Here is an 18,275-nt window from a genome sequence, read left to right as displayed (position 1 = left end):
TAGAAGATATGCAGAACGACAAAATAGTAGTAGGCTTGGATATTGGCACAACCAAGGTTTGCGCACTTGTTGGTCGGAAAAATGAATTTGGCAAGCTAGAGATATTGGGCATGGGCAAAGCCGTGTCGGAGGGTGTAGTGAGAGGCATCGTGAGCAATATCGATAAAACTGTCGAAGCCATTAAAAGAGCAATTCGCCAGGCAGAGGAGCAGTCAGGCATTAACATCGGTGTGGTGAACGTGGGCATCGCTGGTCAGCATATCAAAAGCCTCCAGCACAATGGCAGCATTACGCGCCAGGTAACGGACCATGAGATCAGGGTGGAGGACGTGAACCGCCTTACCAATGACATGTACCGTCTGGTGACGCCTCCGGGCAGCGAGATCATCCACGTGATGCCGCAGGAGTATAAAGTAGACTATGAAGAAGGCATCGTAGACCCTGTTGGTATGTCGGGCGTGCGCCTGGAGGGTAACTTCCATATCATCACGGCACAGTCTAACGCCATCAACAACATCAACAAATGCGTGTCGCGTGCCGGCCTGGAGGTGGACCAGCTAATCCTGGAGCCGCTTGCCTCCAGCATGTCTGTACTGAGCGATGAAGAGAAGGAAGCAGGTGTCGCTTTGGTGGATATTGGCGGCGGCACAACCGACTTAGCCATTTTCAAGGACAATATTATCCGCCATACGGCAGTTCTTCCTTTTGGAGGCAATATCATCACCTCCGATATCAAGCAGGGCTGCATGGTGATGCAAAACCAGGCAGAGCAGCTGAAGGTGAAGTTTGGAAAGGCCATCGCCGATGAAGCTTCCGACAATGAGATTGTGTCTATCCCGGGCCTGCGTGACCGTACGCCGAAGGAGATCTCAATCAAGAACCTAGCCTACATCATTGAGGCCAGAATGGAGGAGATCGTGGAACTGGTGTATGCTGAGATTGTCCGCTCGGGCTATGCCAACAGCCTGGCAGGGGGGATCGTGATTACAGGCGGTGGCGCGCAACTGCAGAACCTGGTGCAGCTGGTGGAGTATATCACCGGCATGGATACCCGCATTGGCTATCCGAACGAGCACCTGGGCCGCTCTAAGATCGACGCTGTGAAGAGCCCGATGTATGCGACCAGCGTGGGCCTGGTTCTGGCGGGGTATCAGCCCCTGGACCAGCGCGTGGAGCGGTATGTGCAGAAAGAGGAGCAAGTGTACACAAGACCTGCTGAGCCGAAGAGCAGCGCAGGCACCAGCAGTGGCGGAGGGCTACTGCAGAAGCTGAAAGGCTTCCTATCAGACGACATAGACAACAAACAAAGTTATTAACCCATTAGAGCAGGAGAAATAAGCATGACATCAGCATACACATTTGACTTGCCAGCCAACGGTAAGTCTATCATAAAGGTGATCGGCGTGGGAGGTGGTGGCAGCAATGCCGTTAACCACATGTATAACCAAGGAATTAAGGACGTAGAGTTCATCATCTGTAACACAGACGCACAGGCGCTGCAGAGTGCCGCTGTGCCTAACAAGTTGCAGATTGGCGAAAACCTGACAGAAGGACTTGGCGCAGGTGCAAACCCTGAAAAAGGAAAGCAGGCTGCACTTGAGAGTAAGGAAGAGATCCGTGAAATGCTGAGCAATGATACCAAGATGGTGTTTATCACTGCGGGTATGGGTGGTGGTACTGGTACCGGTGCTGCTCCTGTTATTGCCAAAGTGGCGAAGGAGCTGGGTATCCTGACAGTGGGTATCGTCACTGCCCCGTTCGCGTTCGAGGGCAGAAAGAAAAAGACTGCCGCAGAAAACGGTGTCAAGGAGCTCGGTGAGAACTGCGATACGATCCTGGTAATCCTGAACGACAAGCTGCGCGAGATGTTCGGCAACCTGACCATCCGTGAGGCTTTTGCAAAGGCGGATAACGTGCTGACAACTGCTGCCAAGTCTATTGCCGAAATCATTACGGTGACAGCAGAAGTAAACGTTGACTTTGAAGACGTTAAAACAGTGATGAAAGACTCTGGTGCTGCAGTGATGGGTTCTGCGACAACAGAGGGCGAGGGCCGTGCCCTGCGTGCCGCCGAAGAGGCGCTTTCTTCTCCATTGCTGAACAACACTGACATTCACGGGGCTCAGAGAATCCTGCTTTCTATTATGTCCGGCGAGCAGGCTGAGCTTGAGATGGATGAGTTAACGGAAATCACCGAGTATATCCAGGACAAGGCCGGCCAGGAAGCGGAAGTTATCTTCGGCCACGGAATCGACTCCAGCCTGGGGCAGAGCATCCGTGTGACGGTAATCGCCACTGGTTTTGCCAGCGATGCGGAAAGCATCATTGAGCCAAAAAAGACGGTGTTTGACCTGGAGAGCCAAAAAAAAATTGAAGTAGCAGAGCCTGCCAAGCCAGAGCAGGAAGTGGCAACGTTTGTACCGAAGCAGGTAGCACCAGCTCCGGTTGCCACGCCACAGCCGCCTGTGCAGCCGCAGCAACCGCAGCAGCCGAATAACTACGACAACGCCACACGCCGCCCGGCTGAGCAGCCACAGCAGGCACCACAGCCGCAAACGCAGCGTATTGTGTTTGAACTGGACGGCAGCTCGCAGAACGACAGCTTTCACAATGCGCAGCGCGAGGAGTCTGCCCGTGTAGACCGTGAGCAGGAAGCTGCCCGCCGTCAGGCAGAGGAGCGTGAGCTGATGCAGCGCCGTGCCGAGGAGCGCCGTGAGCGCCTGCGTATGCTAAGCTCTGAGATCACATCTGAGGCCATTAAGGAGAAGCTGGATGTACCGGCCTACCTGCGCCGCAATGTGGCGCTGGACAGAGTCGCGCACTCCTCTGAGCGTAACATCTCCCGCTTCAACCTGAACGACGACAACGAGATCCTGGGCGATAACCGCTTCCTGCACGATAACGTGGACTAAGCATTTGTACCTGCCTATAAAAAAGAAGCGGCTGCAGTATTCACTGCAGCCGCTTCTTTTTTATACTTGCTTCACGGCTTACTGGGCCAGTGGAGTCTTAAAACCTGATGAACTGCTCTACGTGCTGCTCCAGCAGCTCCTTGTAAAGCTTGTTGGTTATCTGCTTTCCGTCGAAGTTCTTTTCGATGTGGGCCAGCTTCAGGCGCATGGCCATCACGTGCATGCCCAGGTAGTTGAGCACATCCGACAGGTGGCTCAGCGCCAGGCCGCTTCCCTGCATGCCCGATGACAGGCCAATGAGCGCGCCTTTCTTATCCTTGAAAGTATAGGGGTAGGAGAGCCCGTCGATGAAAGCCTTCAGTACACCCGGAAAGGAGGAGTTATACTCCGGTACCACGAAAACGAATTTATCCGACGTGGTGATCATCTGGCTGAGCTGGTTGAATTTTTCATTCTTGCCCGTGTTGTCGTAGAGGGCGGAGACGGTGAAGTCTGCCGGAAGCTCTGCCAGGTCTAATATCTGATACTCCTCGTTATGCTCCTGCAGCATGGAGGCATATAAATCTATGATGGCTTTAGTGTTGGAAACAGGCCTGTTGGTGCCTGATACAAGTGTGATCATATATAAATAGGTTTGCTCCCTTAACAGCTATACTTGCAAAGATGTTATCTGGGGAGGTAAAGTATGGCTTATCCTCCAAGTATAAGCAGTAATTTTCGTAAAACAAAAAAGGCGAGGAGCTGTCGCTGCCTCGCCTTTCTGATGATGAAGTCCGCTGAACTTACACCAAGTTCTCTGATGTCGCTTTCGCTGAGATGAACTCTCTTCTCAGCATGGCGATGTTCTCCAGCGAAATACCTACCGGGCACTCTGCGGCGCACGAGCCGATGTTCGTGCACGAGCCGAAGCCTTCGATGTCCATCTGCGCCACCATGTTCTCTACACGGCTCTTGCGCTCGGCCTGGCCCTGAGGAAGCAGTGCCAGCTGAGACACCTTGGCAGAAACGAACAGCATAGCAGAGGCATTCTTACATGCGGCCACACAGGCGCCGCACTGGATACAGGTTGCCGCGTCAAAGGCTTTGTCTGCGATTGTTTTAGGAATCGGAATCTCGTTTGCGTCTGGCACACCGCCTGTATTTACGGAGATGTAACCACCCGCCTGCTGAATACGGTCAAATGCGGAGCGGTCCACGACCAGGTCCTTGTGTACCGGGAAGGCTGCTGCTCTCCACGGCTCAATGGTGATGGTCTCCCCGTCGGAGAAGTGGCGCATGTGCAGCTGGCACGTGGTGGTGCCGCTTTCCGGCCCGTGGGCGCGGCCGTTGATAAACAGGCTGCACATACCGCAGATACCTTCGCGGCAGTCGTGGTCAAAAGCAATTGGCTCTTCCCCTCTTACCAGCAGGTCTTCGTTCAGTACGTCCAGCATCTCCAGAAAAGACATATCCGGAGAGATTCCCTTTACAGGGTAAGTCACCATTTGACCTGGTGAGTTTTTATCTTTTTGGCGCCAAACCTTTAGCGTAAGGTCCATCGGTTTAGCATTTGGATTACTTCCAGCCATCTTATCTCAAATTATGAATTATGAATTCTGAATTACGAATTAGTCAAAGGAGCACTTTATACTCAACATTCATCTCTAACTCATAATTTCTAATTTCTAATTTTTTATTTATAGCTACGCTGCGTCAGCTTCACGTTCTCGAACTTGAGTTCCTCCTTGTGCAGCTTTGGCTCGTTGCCCACACCTGTAAACTCCCAGGCAGCCACATAAGTATAGTTCTCGTCGTCGCGCAGGGCCTCGTTTTCCGGTGTCTGGTACTCCTCCCGGAAGTGACCGCCGCAAGACTCGTTTCTGTTCAGCGCATCGTCTACCATCAGCTCGCCCAGTTCCAGGAAGTCGGCTACGCGGTTGGCTTTCTCCAGCGTCTGGTTCAGCTCCTCGTTTACACCTGTCACCTTCACATCGCGCCAGAACTCGTCGCGCAGCTTGCGAATCTCCTGCTTGGCGAACTTCAGGCCTTCTGCGTTACGGGCCATGCCGCAGTAGTTCCACATAATCTGGCCAAGCGCCTTGTGGAAGTCGTCTACGGTACGGGTTCCTTTGATAGAAAGCAGCTCGTTATTTTTAGAGATAACAGCTTGCTCCGCTTCCTTGAACGCTGGGTGGTCTACTGGTACTTTGTCGTACGGCAGGCGCGCCAGGTAATCACCGATGGTGTAAGGCAGTACGAAATAACCGTCGGCCAGACCCTGCATCAGGGCTGAAGCACCCAGTCGGTTCGCACCGTGGTCGGAGAAGTTTGCCTCTCCTGCAGCGTATAGACCCGGGATGTTGGTCATCAGGTTATAGTCAACCCAAAGGCCGCCCATGGTATAGTGCACGGCAGGATAGATGCGCATCGGTCTTTCGTACGGGTTCTCGTCGGTGATCTTCGCATACATCTCGAAGAGGTTACCGTACTTGGCTGCGATCGCTGCCTGTCCGTCGCGCTTGATGGCGTCTGCAAAGTCGAGGTAAACGGCAAGGCCGGTAGAGCCTACGCCACGTCCTTCGTCGCAAACCAGCTTGGCGTTGCGCGAAGCCACGTCGCGCGGCACCAGGTTACCGAAGGCAGGGTACTTGCGCTCCAGGTAGTAGTCGCGGTCTGCCTCAGCAATATCGCTTACTTTGATATCGCCTCTTCTCAGCTTCTCGGCAATTTCTTTTGTCTTAGGCACCCATACGCGGCCGTCGTTACGGAGTGACTCAGACATCAGCGTTAGCTTAGACTGGTACTCGCCCGATACCGGGATACAGGTAGGGTGAATCTGCGTGAAGCATGGGTTGGCAAAGAAAGCGCCTTTTTTGTGTGCTCTCCAGGCGGCTGTGGCGTTAGAGCCCATTGCGTTTGTAGAGAGGAAGAACACGTTACCGTAGCCACCGGTTGCCAGCACTACCGCGTGTGCGCTGTGCGACTCAATCTGGCCGGTGATCAGGTTACGCACCACAATACCACGTGCCTGTCCGTTTACAATCACCAGGTCAAGCATTTCGGTACGTGGGTACATTTTCACTTTGCCGTAGGCGATCTGGCGGTTCAGGGCAGAGTAGGCACCCAGCAACAGCTGCTGGCCTGTCTGGCCACGGGCGTAGAAGGTACGGGATACCTGCGCACCACCGAAAGAGCGGTTAGCCAGCAGGCCACCGTACTCACGGGCGAAAGGAACACCCTGTGCCACGCACTGGTCGATGATGTTAACAGACACCTGCGCCAGGCGGTAAACGTTTGCCTCACGGGCACGGTAGTCACCTCCTTTAATGGTGTCGTAGAACAGGCGGAAAACGGAGTCACCGTCGTTCTGGTAGTTTTTAGCGGCGTTGATACCACCCTGCGCTGCAATAGAGTGCGCGCGGCGAGGGGAGTCCTGGAAGCAGAAAGCCTTTACATTATAGCCCAGCTCCCCGAAAGTAGCAGCGGCAGAAGCACCTGCCAGACCAGTACCAACAACAATAATATCGTATTTACGCTTGTTAGCCGGGTTCACCAGCTTCACATCAAATTTATGCTTGTCCCACTTTTCGGCTAAAGGGCCTTCCGGGATTTTTGAATCTAATATCATAGCAACTACTGAAAGTTTATGTTATTCAAAGAAAAAGAAAAAGTACAGCGGCATGATGGCAAAGCCGAGGCAAACAAGCACAGAGAAGGCGTAGCCGAAGGCCTGAATGAATGGCGTGTACTTTTTGTGTGTAAGGCCCAGTGTCTGGAAGGCGCTCTGGAAGCCGTGGATCAGGTGGAACGCCAGGGCGATCATGGACAGCACGTAGAGTGCCACGTACCACCACTGCTGAAATGACTCAACTACTACAAAGTAAAGGTTTTCTACACCGGCTGCATCTTCCGGAATCTCACCGAAGCGGGCACGCCAGAAGAAGTTGTAAAGGTGAATGATCAGGAAAACAAGGATAACAGTACCCAGGAGGCCCATGTTGCGGGAGGACCAGGTGCTGTTTTGCTCCGGGTGATTGTTCACGTAGCCAATCGGGCGGGAAGACTTGTTGCGGCGGGTGAGCACGAAGGCATCGTAAATATGAAATACAAAGCCCAGCAGTAACACAATTTCCAGCGTGCGGATAATGGGGTTGTGCCCCATAAACTCTGAGTAGACGTTAAAAGCTAAACCGCCATCGTCTTTAAACAGCTGAAAGTTGCCGATTAAGTGAATCACCAGGAAAGAGCACAGGAAAAGACCCGTGATCGACATGATGATCTTGCGTCCGATTGTACTGGAAAACGTTTTAGTAAACCAATTCATCTGTATTAGTTAAAGGTTGATTAATTATGCGTTTTTAATTCTCAAAGGTACATTCAGGCCTTATATAAAACAATTTTGATTTCATATTTTGAATCAATCTAAATTGGTATCCGTAGGTTGTAGAACCTGTATCTTTCTAACCCTCAGTTTGTCATTTTGTTGACAATAAATTCAAGAAATACTAGTTCATTTTATACGTATATTTACTGCCTAACCCAATCTATATATGCCAAACCTTATACGCCGAAAGTATCTGCTGCGTGGTAGTCTGTTGTGGGTGTTGTTTTTGTTGATGTTGGGTGCTTTCTCGGAAGTACAGGCTACGCACATTAGAGCAGGAGATATCACAGCCAAGCGGGACACCACGCCGAACCCTAACCCCCGCCGCTTTTTCTTCACCATGGTCATATACACCAACCACTTCTCAGCGGCTGAGGACCCGGAAGTAGTGATCTATACAGGCGCAGGGTCTACTATCATCGTGCCCCGTAAGTCAGTGACGCCTGTCAGTGCCGACACCGACAGGGAGGTGTTTGAGTGGGAGTACACGTACCCCAGCGACGGCAACTTCACCACGTACTGGATTGGGGAGAACCGCAACAACGGTATTCTGAACATGGCGCCGCCTTCTGATCAGCGGTCTTTCTTTATTTCTACCACGATAGACATCAACGCCCTGCGCGGCTTTAACAGCACGCCGGTGCTTACCGTGGCGCCGATCGACAAGGCAGCCGTGGGGCGCAAGTTCGTGCACAACCCGGGCGCCTTCGACGCCGACGGAGACAGCCTCGCCTTTAAACTGATTGCCCCGCAGTACCAGCAGCCGAACGGAACGATTGCAGTGGTGCCGGGCTACAGCCTGCCGGCTAACACCTTCCAATGCCAGACTTCCGATGCCAGCGGCCCCGCCTTCTTCAGGCTTGATGTACATACCGGGCAGATGACCTGGGACGCCCCCTGCGTGAAAGGGGAGTACAACGTGGCCTTTGTGGTGGAAGAGTGGCGGCGCGGCCCCAACGGAGGGGCCGTGAAGATTGGCCAGGTCATACGCGATATGCAGATACGGGTGGAGGAGAACGATAACCGCCCGCCTGTACTTGAGCCGAAGGATACCTGCGTGGTAGCCGGTACCACCCTGCGTGGTATTGTGCGCGCCACCGACCCGGACGGGGATCTGATTAACCTGACGGTGGCGGGTAGCGGTATTGTGCCGCCGGCCACTTTCCGCCAGCTGACGCAGACAGCAGGTAGCGCCACCGGTGAGCTCGTGTGGTCCACCACCTGTGACGATGTGCGTGAAGCTCCTTACCAGGTGGTGTTCCGGGCAGAGGACATCCGCCCGAACAACGAGGATCGGCTGGCCGACCTGCAGCCCTGGAACATCCGGGTGGTAGGGCCGCCGCCGCAGAACCTGGGGGCTGCCAGCGCAGACCGCAACGTAACCCTGACCTGGGACCCGTACACGTGCCAGAACGCTGACAAGATACGCATTTACCGCCGTGAGGGGCCAAGCAACTTTGAGCCAGACGATTGCCAGACCGGCGTTCCTGCCTCTACGGGCTATGTGCTGATAGGGGAGGTGGATGCCGGGGAGGTGACCTTCTTTGATGATAACGCGGGCGCCGGTTTAGAAGCCGGGGTAGAGTACTGCTACATCATCTACGCCACCTACCCGCCGCTTGGCCGTGGCGAAAGCCTTGCCTCGAACGAAGCTTGTGTGGTGATTGACCAGGATATCCCGTACCTAACGAATGTAACGGTTGACGAGACGGATGAGACGAACGGCCAGATAACCGTGAAGTGGTCACAGCCGATGGAAGTCGACAACCTGACGCCTCCGCTGGAGTACCGCCTGTTCCGCAAAGAGGGCATGGAGCCCGGAAGCGGCTTTGTAGAGGTGAAGCGCACGCAGAACATGTCTGACACGGCCTTCGTGGACAGAGGCCTGAACACCGTGGAAAATGCCTATCGCTACCGCCTGGAGTTTTACCAGACCCCAACGCCCGGCGGGCAGCCAACCGTGCTGCGCGACAGCACCGAGGCTTCAAGTGTGTACTTAGACGTAGTGGCCTCAGAGGATATTGACAAGGACATTGCCCTGACCTGGACGTATGAAGTGTCCTGGAACAACGCCGTGCTGCAGCACTATATCTACCGCAGGCAAGGCAACGACTTTGTTTTGATCGACAGCGTTAGCGCTACCGCTACCGGCGGCTCATATACTGACAGCGGCACGTTTGGAGGCGAGGAACTGCTGCGAGGAGAGGAGTACTGCTACTATGTGACAACAGCCGGTACTTACCAGATTGAAGGCTTGCCGGAGCCGCTGCTCAACAACAGCCAGCAGGTATGTACCACGCTGCCCAAGCTGGTGTGCCCGCCGGAGCTTAGCCTGGATGTGCTCGACTGTGAGCTGTTTGCACAGAACCCGGTGCAGCCACCCTACCAGAATGTGCTGAACTGGGTGCCGAGCATCAGCGGGGACTGCACCGACGAGATCGCCTACTACACCGTATACTATAAGCCGACGCTGGATGCAGAGTACACGGTGCTGGACACAACTACCGAGACGACGTACACGCACAGCGGCCTTCAGTCTTTTGCCGGCTGCTACGTGGTAACCGCAACGGATGTGCTCGGCCGCGAAAGCGAGTTCAGTAACGAGGAGTGTAAGGATAACTGTATCTCCTTTATACTTCCGAACATCATCACCCCGAACGGCGACAACCTGAACGATGTGTTCCGGCCAAAGGTGAAAGCCTTTATCAAGAGCATGAAGTTTAAGGTGTTTAACCGATGGGGTGTGCAGGTGTACAGCAGCAGTACTGCAACAGAGGGCGAAGAACTGTACATTAACTGGCCTGGCGTTGATAGCGATGGCAACCGCCTTACCGATGGCACCTATTACTATGAGGCGGAAGTCGAGTTCTATACCTTAGACCCTTCTAAGGCCCGCGCCAAGTATAAAGGCTGGGTAGAAATCGTACGCTGATGGAGACACAAAAACAAGAGCAGTGGCAGGGTAAGCCCATCGTGTTTTACGATGGCACCTGCGGCTTTTGCCAAGGCAGTGTGCAAGTGGTGCTAAAGTATAACAAGCGCCGAAGCCTTTACTTTGCGGCCCTGCAATCGGGGGTGCTGGAGGCCCTGGTGCCCAAGGGGCAAATCCCTGTTCCTTTACCTGATGCCCTGCTTTTTTACGAGAGCGGCAAGCTGTACACAGCGTCAGAGGCAGCCCTTCGCATTGCGCGCCATCTTAATTTTCCGCTCTCCATACTTTCTGTTTTACGCATTATTCCTTTATCTTTCCGCGATTTTGTGTACCGCCTGGTAGCCAGAAACCGCTACAGAATTGCCGGTCGCACAGAGAGCTGCATGCTGCCGAGCCCTGAGCAGAGGGCGCAGTTTGTAGCCTAACTGGATAGCAGCACGACATGCACGGGCCGCGCTCAGGCCTGGTGCAGACCTGCTGTGTACTCAAAAAAGCGATTAACGAAAAACGATAAACGAATAAGGAATGAAGGCATACGTTTTCCCGGGACAGGGTTCTCAGTTTGTAGGGATGGGCAAAGACCTGTATGAGCAGCACGAAGAGGCAAAGCAGCTGTTCGACAAGGCCAACGAGATTCTGGGCTTCAACATTACAGAGATCATGTTTAACGGCACCGATGAGGAGCTGAAGCAGACAAGGGTAACCCAGCCGGCTATTTTCCTGCACTCTGTGGCGCAGGCGGCCGTGGCCAAAGACTTTGCCCCGGACATGGTGGCCGGGCACTCCCTCGGAGAGTTCTCCGCTCTGGTGGCCAGCAAGGTGCTAAGCTTTGAAGATGGCTTGCGCCTGGTTTACAAGCGCGCGATGGCTATGCAGATGGCGTGCGAGGCAAACCCTTCTACCATGGCCGCCATACTTGGCCTGCCAGATGAGAAGGTAGAGGAGGTTTGTGCTTCCGTTGAGGACACCGTGGTGGCGGCTAACTACAACTGCCCTGGCCAGTTGGTTATTTCCGGTTCAAACAGAGGAATTGAAATTGCCTGCGAAAAACTGAAAGAGGCCGGTGCCAAGCGTGCGCTGCCACTGCCGGTTGGTGGCGCGTTTCACTCACCGCTGATGAAGCCTGCCGAAGTGGAGCTCGCCAAAGCCATCGAGGAAACTACTTTCTCGGAGGGTATTTGCCCGATCTACCAGAATGTGGATGCCATGCCACACACTGACCCGGCTGAGATAAAGCAAAACCTGATCCACCAGCTCACAGCGCCAGTGCGCTGGACGCAGTCGGTGCAGCAGATGGTGGCCGACGGTGCTACGCATTTTGTAGAGTGCGGCCCGGGCAAGGTGCTGCAGGGCCTGGTGAAGAAGATAGAACGCACGGCCGAGGTAAGCTCAGCTGAGTAAGCACCCGCTGAAAGTATAACGTATAAGCGCCCTCTCTGGTCTGATGCCGGGGAGGGCGCTTATACGTTATACTGGAGTTTCTGCTTTGTCGGCACGGGTGCTAAGCTGGTAGAGCAGCAGTTCTTCTGCGTCGTCGGCGAGGCGGACCAGTTTTGAGAACCGTAGACCCAGCTTCTCAAGTAGCTTTTGTGAGGCCGTGTTTTCTTTGGTGGTGATGGCGTTGAGCTCTTTCAGGCCAAAGCAGCCAAAAGCAGCCTTTTTCAGCTCGTCCGCTGCCTCAAACCCATACCCTTGCCCGGCGTACTGCGGGAGGAAAGCAAAGCCAATGTCAATGCCCTCCAACCCTTTGCGGTCATACAGCCCGCAGGCCCCAACCTTCCTGCCATCGGCCTTCGTCATGACGGTATAGTTGGAGTAACCCAGTCTCTCTAACTGAGGTATCATGTTTCGCTTAATATGCTCCTTCGCGGCCTCCACAGACGTTACGTTTCTGTCGCCTATGTACCGAAGCCATTGCGGTGTGTTCATAAGCTCAAAAATGAATGCAGCGTCTTCATAGGAGGTGGGTCTTAGGTACAACCTCTCTGTTTCGAAGGTTTTGTAAGGGGGCATGAGAGCGTTTTAAGTTATAGTACAGGGTCACGTTTGGTTGCAAGGCGGCAGCTGGTTTGTCTGTAAAGCCTTAGGGAAGCACTTGCACTTCCAGCATATCGGGGCACTCCTGCAGCAGTTGGGCTACGCTTTTCCCCAGCACCGGGTGCCTTAGCTCCGGGGCCAGCTCTGCCAGTGGCAAGAGGGTGAACCTGCGCAGGTGCAGCTGCGGGTGCGGAATGGTTAGGCGCTGCGTCTGCAACACGGCCTCATCGTAGAAAAGGATGTCGATGTCGATTACGCGGGCGCCCCAGTGCTCCAGCCGCACCCGCCCCAGCTCGCGCTCAATGGCGTTTATGCGTTGCAGCACCTCTTCCGGGGCGTGCTCTGTGTGCACCTCCAACACCTGGTTCAGAAAGCTTGGCTGGTCGGTTTTGCCCCAGGCAGCCGTTTCGTAGAGCCTGGAGCTTCGCAGCAGCGGGCCCACCTGGGCCTGTATGCTTTCGCGGGCCTGCTGCAGGTACAGCTGGCGGTCGCCGAGGTTGCCACCGAGCAGCAGGTATACGTTAGGCATGTTTCTGAAAGAAGCTAATGGTGAGGTCGGCCGCCTTGCGGGCTGCTTCCGGTAATTCGTCATCCTCGTAAGGGTGTTTTCCGCCAAAGGAGTGGTTGGTCTCCGGCAGCAAATGCAGCTCGGCGTCCGGCTTCCAGCTTTGCAGGTCGTGGGCCATTTGGGTTGGCAGTGTTTCGTCCTGCTCGCCGTGCAGCAGCAGCAGGGGCTGCTGCATGCGCTTCACTACGGTTGGGATGTCGAGCCGGGACCTGTTCTCGAGGTAATCCTCCACGATTTGGTAGTACAGCGGCATCTGTGTACCAGTGCGCCCGTTCAGCACATACTGCACACCCTTTTGCTTCCACTGCTCCATTTGCAGGTCATCCCAGCGGTTATCATACCTGTTTACGGCGGCCCAGGTCGCCACGGCCTTCACGCGCGGCTCTTCGGCAGCCTTCAGGATAACGGCGCCCCCGCCGCGGCTGTGCCCGATCAGGTACAGGCGGCTCAGGTCCAGCTCCTGTGCCTGAATGGGGGCGTTTCCGCTGTGCAGCAGCTCAATTAGCGCCTGCATGTCATCCAGCTCCAGGCTGAAGTTGTTCTGCCCGAAGGCCTCCATATCGTGCATGTCGGAGTGGTCTTCCACGGTGGTGCCGTTGTAGGCAAAGTTAAACTTCACGAACACAAAACCCTGCTCAGCAAAATAGGTGGCCAGCTGATTGAAGTGCCCCCAGTCTTTGAACCCTTTAAAGCCGTGGGTGAAAATAACGACCGGCTTTGGCTGGCTGTCGGGCCAGTAGGTGGCATCGGCGGTAAAAGGGCGGCCGTGGTCAGGGTATACAACAAAGTCTACTTTCATCTTGTTTGAGGTTACGTGGTTAATCTGTTGAGAGGATGCGTGTTCCGCCGAAAGCGTTGCCGCACCTGCCTAGCGCCTTTACCGGTACACCTGGCGCAGGCGCAATGGGGCTTCGGGGCGACTTGTAAGCGCTTGCGGTGCAGGGCACACGGGCTACCTTACAATAAATTAACAGGTAAGGCAGCAGCAATTTAACAATTAAACGCTGTTTTGCGAACAGTCGTTTGGAAAGCACTGGCAGAGGCAGTAATATTGCGGAGTTAACAGATGAGCATAAGCCTAAAAGAAATACAGGCGCCTATAGCGCCCGAGATGCAGCAGTTCGAAAAGAAGTTCCGGGCCTCCATGAAGACCCGTGTACTGCTTCTGGATCGGATTATGAGCTACATCGTCAAGCGCAAGGGAAAGCAGATGCGGCCTATGTTCGTGTTTTTCACGGCTAAGCTCTTCCGCGAAAGTATAGGCGAGGCCAGCTACCGTGGCGCTGCGCTCATCGAGCTGCTGCACACAGCCACCTTGGTGCACGACGATGTGGTGGACGACGCCAATTACCGCCGTGGCTTTTTCTCCGTTAACGCCCTCTGGAAAAATAAGATTGCCGTGCTGGTAGGCGACTACCTGCTCTCCAAAGGCCTGCTGCTCTCGCTGCAGAACGATGACTTTGAGCTGCTTAAGATCGTGTCGAACGCGGTGAAGGAGATGAGCGAGGGAGAGCTGCTGCAGATCGAGAAGGCCCGCCGCCTTGATATTACCGAGGAAGTATACTTCGACATCATCCGCCAGAAAACCGCCTCCCTTATTGCCTCCTGCTGCGCCGTGGGCGCTGCCTCAGCCGGTGCCAGTAAAGAGGACATTGAGAAAGCGCGCTTGTTCGGGGAGAAAGTAGGGATTGCCTTTCAGATAAAGGACGACCTGTTTGACTACGGCACCGCCGAGATCGGCAAGCCGGTGGGTATCGACATCAAAGAGAAGAAGATGACCCTGCCGCTTATCTACGCGCTACGCGAAGCCGACTGGGTAACGAAGCGGAAGGTGATCTACAACGTGAAAAACAATAACGGCGATAACAAGCGCGTGCAGCAGGTCATCGACTTCGTTAAAAAATCCGGGGGTATCGATTACACCGTTCAGCTGATGAACCACTACCACGCCGAGGCCCTGGCCATCCTGCACACCTTTCCGGACTCGCCTTCGCGCCGCTCCCTGGAGTACCTTATCGCCTACACCATCGAGCGGGAGAAGTAAGCATACTCCTGCTTTTGATTGGCAAAGGCCTCCCCGCGGGTACAGCCCCTGCGTTGGATTTAAATCACCCCCTTGTGTTGTTGCGCCTGAGAGGCTACGATCGTATACTTTTGTAAACTTCTGCCGGAATTTTGTAAGGCTGGGTGCAGGTGCAGGCGCTAACTTAGCCTGCACAAAAAAGCCACTCTGCCATGAGCCTGAACACCAACAGCTGGAACCGCCTGCGGTATACTTTGTACCTGCCTATCTATGATTTTATTGCTGACCGTGTTTTCCGGAAGTATAGGCAGCGCTCCGTGCAACTGCTTGCCGCAAAACCCGACGATGCCATACTTATACTTGGCGCCGGCACGGGCCTCGATTTGCCTTACCTACAGGGCCACACCAAACTGACCGCCATCGACATCACCCCGGGCATGATCTCCAAACTGAAGCAGCGGGCGGAGGAGCTGCGCGTACCGGTGCAGGCGCAGGTGATGAACGGCCAGGCGCTGGCCTTCGCCGATGCTTCTTTCGACGCCGTTGTGCTGCACCTGATACTGGCCGTAATCCCCGACCCGGTGGCCTGCATTAAAGAGGTAGAACGGGTGCTGAAGCCGGGAGGCACCGTGATGGTGTTCGATAAGTTTCTGGCCGATGGGCAGGAGCCTTCCGTCTTGCGCCGTTTGCTGAACCATCTGGCGGGCACCCTGTTTTCTGACATCAACCGGCGTATCGGAAACATTATTAGCCATACACGGTTGCAGCAGGAGCTAAACGAGCCTGCCGCCCTGGGTGGAGCCTTTCGGCTGGTGCGGCTACGGAAGCAGTAAACTGCCGGGAAGGCCTGGCTGTAAGCCCCGCGCCACTGCTTGGAGACGGCAGATGGATGAACCAGCCTACTGCTGGAACTGTGTTGGCGAACAGGCCGTTCAGCGTAAGACTAGCGGTAGCGGTACAGGCAGTAAACTGTGTCTTCTCATAGAGCAACGCCTTTGTTGCCGTGCCTACAGGCCCTCGTGCGGAGACGGAATTGAAATATTCTGGTTATCTTTAGTCAGTGAATTGTTTATTACCTTTTGATGTCTGATTCTGCAACTAAGCCCAATCCCTGGCAACCCAATGGCGTGGGGGAGTCTGATAACCTGTTTCAGGTAGAGCTTCCAATTTTTAATGCCTTGCCAGGGGCATACCTGCTGCTTTCGCGCGAACTGATCATTGAGGCGGTTAGCGATACCTATCTGCAGGCTACCTTTACACAGCGGGAGCAACTCCTCGGCCGCTATATTTTTGATGTGTTTCCCGATAACCCGGATGCTCCTAACGCCCATGCGGTGGAAAACCTGCGGGCTTCGCTGCAGCAGGTGCTGGCAACGGGCCAGCCGCACGAAATGGCCCGGCAGCAGTACGATGTGCCGGACCCCTTAAACCCTAACGCCTTTGTGCTGCGCTACTGGCTTCCGCGCAATACGCCGGTGCTGGATGCCCAGGGCCGCGTGAGCCGCATCATACACGCCGTTGTTAATGTAACGGAGAATGTACGGTTCCAGGCGCAGCTGGCGGCAAGTGAGGAGCGCGAGGCCCAGGCCAATGCAGCTGTGGCTGAAAAAGAGCAGGCATGGCAGCAGGTGCTGGTTCTGAACCAGGAGCTGGACGCCCGTGTCGCGACCCGCACGCGGGAGCTGCAGGAGGCGCAGCAAAAGGCGGAATGGCAAAAGGAGCGGATGCAGCACATCTTTATGCAGGCTCCCGTTGCCATCGGCATCTTTACCGGGGAGCGGCAGATCGTGGAGCTGGTTAACCCCATGATGTGTGAACTGCTGGGGCGGCCTGCCCGGGAGTTACTCGGCAAAAGTATCTTCGATGTGGTGCCAGAGATGGTGGGGCAGGGCTTTGAGGCCATCTTTTCGGATGTGTACACGAGCGCTGTCCCTTTCGAAGCCAAAGAGCTGCCCGCCACTCTTCTGAGGGAGGGGCAGTTGGAGCTCAGGTATTACAACGGCGTGTATCAGCCGCTCAAAAATGAGCGACAGGAAGTAACAGCCGTTATACAGATTGTAACCGATGCAACCGAGCAGGTAAAGTCGCGCCAGGCCCTGGAGACCAGTGCGCACCAGCTAAAACTTATTACCGACGCTTTGCCGGTGCTGATCGGGTACCTGGACAAAGATCAGAGGTACAGGTTTACCAATTACGCCTACAAAGCCTGGTTTCATCAGGAGCCGGAGGAGCTGTTGGGCCGCTCGGTGCGCGAGGTGGTCGGGGAGAAGGCGTACAGTGGCGTGAAAAAATACATTGAACGTGCCCTGGCCGGGGAGCGCCTGAACTTTGAGGCCACCATGCCTTTCCGCGAAGACTTTTTGAAGTGTATCCAGGCCACCTTTGTGCCGGATGTGCAGGATGGGGAAGTGGTGGGCTTCTTTACGCTGGTGTCCGATATTACCGAGCAGGTAGAGGCCCGCAGAGCCGTGGAGAAAGGCAAGCGGCAGGCGCAGGCGCTGGCAGCAGAGCTGGCCGTGGCCAACGAGGAGCTGCGGGCGGCGAACAACGAGATACAGTCTACCAATAGCGAGCTTAGCGCCACCAACAAGCAACTGAAGCGCATTAACGCCGACCTCGATAATTTTATATACACCGCCTCCCATGACCTGAAGGCCCCGATCCTGAATGTGGAGGGGCTGGTGGATGCGCTGCTGGAGGAGCTGCCGCCGGAGAGCCTGCAACTGGAGCCGGTGCAGCATGTGGTGGATCTCATCCTGGACTCCGTAAAGCGCTTTAAGCGTACGCTGGAGCACCTCACAGAGGTTTCTAAGTTTGAGAAAACACAAAGCACAGCGCCCGCAAGAGTAGACCTGCGTGAAGTTGTGGCCGATGTGCAGAAGGACCTCGCATTGGCGATTAAAGCGGCGCAGGCGCAGATTAAGGTAAATGTGAGCAGTTGCCCGACGATTCTGTTCTCAAGGAAAAACCTGCGCAGCATTGTCTACAACCTGCTCTCCAACGCCATCAAGTACCGCTCGCCTGACCGGGCGCCGCTCATCTCCATCGACTGCCACGAAACGGAGCAGTGCCAGGTTCTGTCTGTGTCTGACAACGGCCTGGGCATGGATATGTCTCAGAAGAAAAAGCTTTTTGCGATGTTTCAGCGGTTGCACAGCCACGTAGAGGGCTCCGGCGTTGGCTTGTACATGGTCAAGAAGATCATCGAGAACGCTGGCGGCAGAATAGAAGTGCAAAGCAAAGTAGGGGAGGGAGCCACTTTCCAGGTGTACTTCCCGCGCACCTCTTAGTGCGCATCAGCAGGAGCACAGGCTGTGCTGGCTCTGTGGTAGTGGGGGTGTATTGAAATTTATATGTAATTTTTTGGAACTATATATGATTTTGCCGTTTAAATAGCAGGGTGTTCTTTCGTTTATCTAAGACAGGCCTAACTGCAGAAG

At 54.8% G+C, this 18,275-nt stretch carries 15 protein-coding genes; 8 read left to right on the top strand and 7 right to left on the bottom strand.

Going from position 1 to position 18,275, the window contains the following annotated elements; translation table 11 throughout:
• Positions 1-8: 8 nt before the first annotated feature.
• Together ftsA and ftsZ are read left to right on the top strand one after the other, a co-directional pair.
• Positions 9-1,316, top strand: a complete 1,308-nt coding sequence (gene ftsA, locus CA264_RS10865) for a cell division protein FtsA (protein WP_025607075.1) — start codon at positions 9-11, stop codon at positions 1,314-1,316.
• Between the two features lie 24 nt (positions 1,317-1,340).
• On the top strand, positions 1,341-2,912 hold the full coding sequence (ftsZ, locus tag CA264_RS10860; RefSeq protein ID WP_025607074.1) for a cell division protein FtsZ: 1,572 nt from the start codon (positions 1,341-1,343) through the stop codon (positions 2,910-2,912).
• 97 nt (positions 2,913-3,009) lie between these two features.
• Here ftsZ and CA264_RS10855 read toward each other — a convergent pair whose 3' ends face one another.
• The 4 genes from CA264_RS10855 to CA264_RS10840 form a co-directional block, all read right to left on the bottom strand.
• Complete coding sequence (locus tag CA264_RS10855) at positions 3,010-3,534, bottom strand: NADPH-dependent FMN reductase (RefSeq protein WP_025607072.1); 525 nt, start codon at positions 3,532-3,534, stop codon at positions 3,010-3,012.
• Between the two features lie 160 nt (positions 3,535-3,694).
• Positions 3,695-4,450 carry a succinate dehydrogenase/fumarate reductase iron-sulfur subunit gene (locus tag CA264_RS10850; RefSeq protein WP_025607070.1) on the bottom strand — a complete coding sequence of 252 codons (756 nt, stop codon included), beginning with the start codon at positions 4,448-4,450 and terminating at the stop codon, positions 3,695-3,697.
• A 134-nt stretch (positions 4,451-4,584) separates the two neighbouring features.
• Positions 4,585-6,519 (bottom strand): fumarate reductase/succinate dehydrogenase flavoprotein subunit, encoded by a 1,935-nt coding sequence (locus CA264_RS10845; protein ID WP_025607068.1) that lies wholly within the window; start codon positions 6,517-6,519, stop codon positions 4,585-4,587.
• A 21-nt stretch (positions 6,520-6,540) separates the two neighbouring features.
• Complete coding sequence (locus CA264_RS10840; protein WP_025607066.1) at positions 6,541-7,215, bottom strand: succinate dehydrogenase cytochrome b subunit; 675 nt, start codon at positions 7,213-7,215, stop codon at positions 6,541-6,543.
• Positions 7,216-7,441: 226 nt separating this feature from the next.
• Between CA264_RS10840 and CA264_RS10835 the strand changes: the two genes are divergently transcribed.
• From CA264_RS10835 to fabD, 3 genes are all read left to right on the top strand, one after another.
• Entirely contained in the window at positions 7,442-10,207 is a 2,766-nt protein-coding gene (locus tag CA264_RS10835) for a T9SS type B sorting domain-containing protein (protein ID WP_237151105.1), read from the top strand.
• A complete protein-coding gene (locus CA264_RS10830; protein WP_025607062.1) occupies positions 10,207-10,632 on the top strand; it encodes a thiol-disulfide oxidoreductase DCC family protein in 426 nt (141 codons plus the stop codon). The genes CA264_RS10835 and CA264_RS10830 overlap by 1 nt, the downstream gene beginning before the upstream one ends.
• 100 nt (positions 10,633-10,732) lie before the next feature.
• Positions 10,733-11,608 (top strand): ACP S-malonyltransferase, encoded by an 876-nt coding sequence (gene fabD, locus CA264_RS10825; protein ID WP_025607060.1) that lies wholly within the window; start codon positions 10,733-10,735, stop codon positions 11,606-11,608.
• Between the two features lie 66 nt (positions 11,609-11,674).
• Here the strand turns inward: fabD and CA264_RS10820 are convergent, their stop codons facing one another.
• From CA264_RS10820 to CA264_RS10810, 3 genes are all read right to left on the bottom strand, one after another.
• Positions 11,675-12,220 carry a GNAT family N-acetyltransferase gene (locus tag CA264_RS10820; RefSeq protein WP_025607058.1) on the bottom strand — a complete coding sequence of 182 codons (546 nt, stop codon included), beginning with the start codon at positions 12,218-12,220 and terminating at the stop codon, positions 11,675-11,677.
• A 70-nt stretch (positions 12,221-12,290) separates the two neighbouring features.
• Positions 12,291-12,773, bottom strand: coding sequence for a 2-amino-4-hydroxy-6-hydroxymethyldihydropteridine diphosphokinase (folK, locus tag CA264_RS10815; protein ID WP_025607057.1), 483 nt, complete (start codon positions 12,771-12,773; stop codon positions 12,291-12,293).
• Positions 12,766-13,611, bottom strand: a complete 846-nt coding sequence (locus tag CA264_RS10810; RefSeq protein WP_025607056.1) for an alpha/beta hydrolase family protein — start codon at positions 13,609-13,611, stop codon at positions 12,766-12,768. Before CA264_RS10810 ends, folK begins: the two co-directional genes overlap by 8 nt.
• A gap of 267 nt (positions 13,612-13,878) precedes the next feature.
• Here CA264_RS10810 and CA264_RS10805 point away from each other — a divergent pair, with 267 nt between their 5' ends.
• From CA264_RS10805 to CA264_RS10795, 3 genes are all read left to right on the top strand, one after another.
• Entirely contained in the window at positions 13,879-14,856 is a 978-nt protein-coding gene (locus CA264_RS10805) for a polyprenyl synthetase family protein (RefSeq protein WP_025607055.1), read from the top strand.
• Positions 14,857-15,047: 191 nt separating this feature from the next.
• On the top strand, positions 15,048-15,668 hold the full coding sequence (locus CA264_RS10800) for a class I SAM-dependent methyltransferase (protein WP_025607053.1): 621 nt from the start codon (positions 15,048-15,050) through the stop codon (positions 15,666-15,668).
• 249 nt (positions 15,669-15,917) lie between these two features.
• Positions 15,918-18,125 carry a PAS domain-containing sensor histidine kinase gene (locus CA264_RS10795; protein WP_084196205.1) on the top strand — a complete coding sequence of 736 codons (2,208 nt, stop codon included), beginning with the start codon at positions 15,918-15,920 and terminating at the stop codon, positions 18,123-18,125.
• Positions 18,126-18,275: the final 150 nt, after the last annotated feature.

This window comes from Pontibacter actiniarum, assembly GCF_003585765.1.
In the GTDB taxonomy this organism is placed as follows: Bacteria; Bacteroidota; Bacteroidia; order Cytophagales; family Hymenobacteraceae; genus Pontibacter; species Pontibacter actiniarum.
This window is presented reverse-complemented; position numbering and strand designations above follow the sequence as displayed.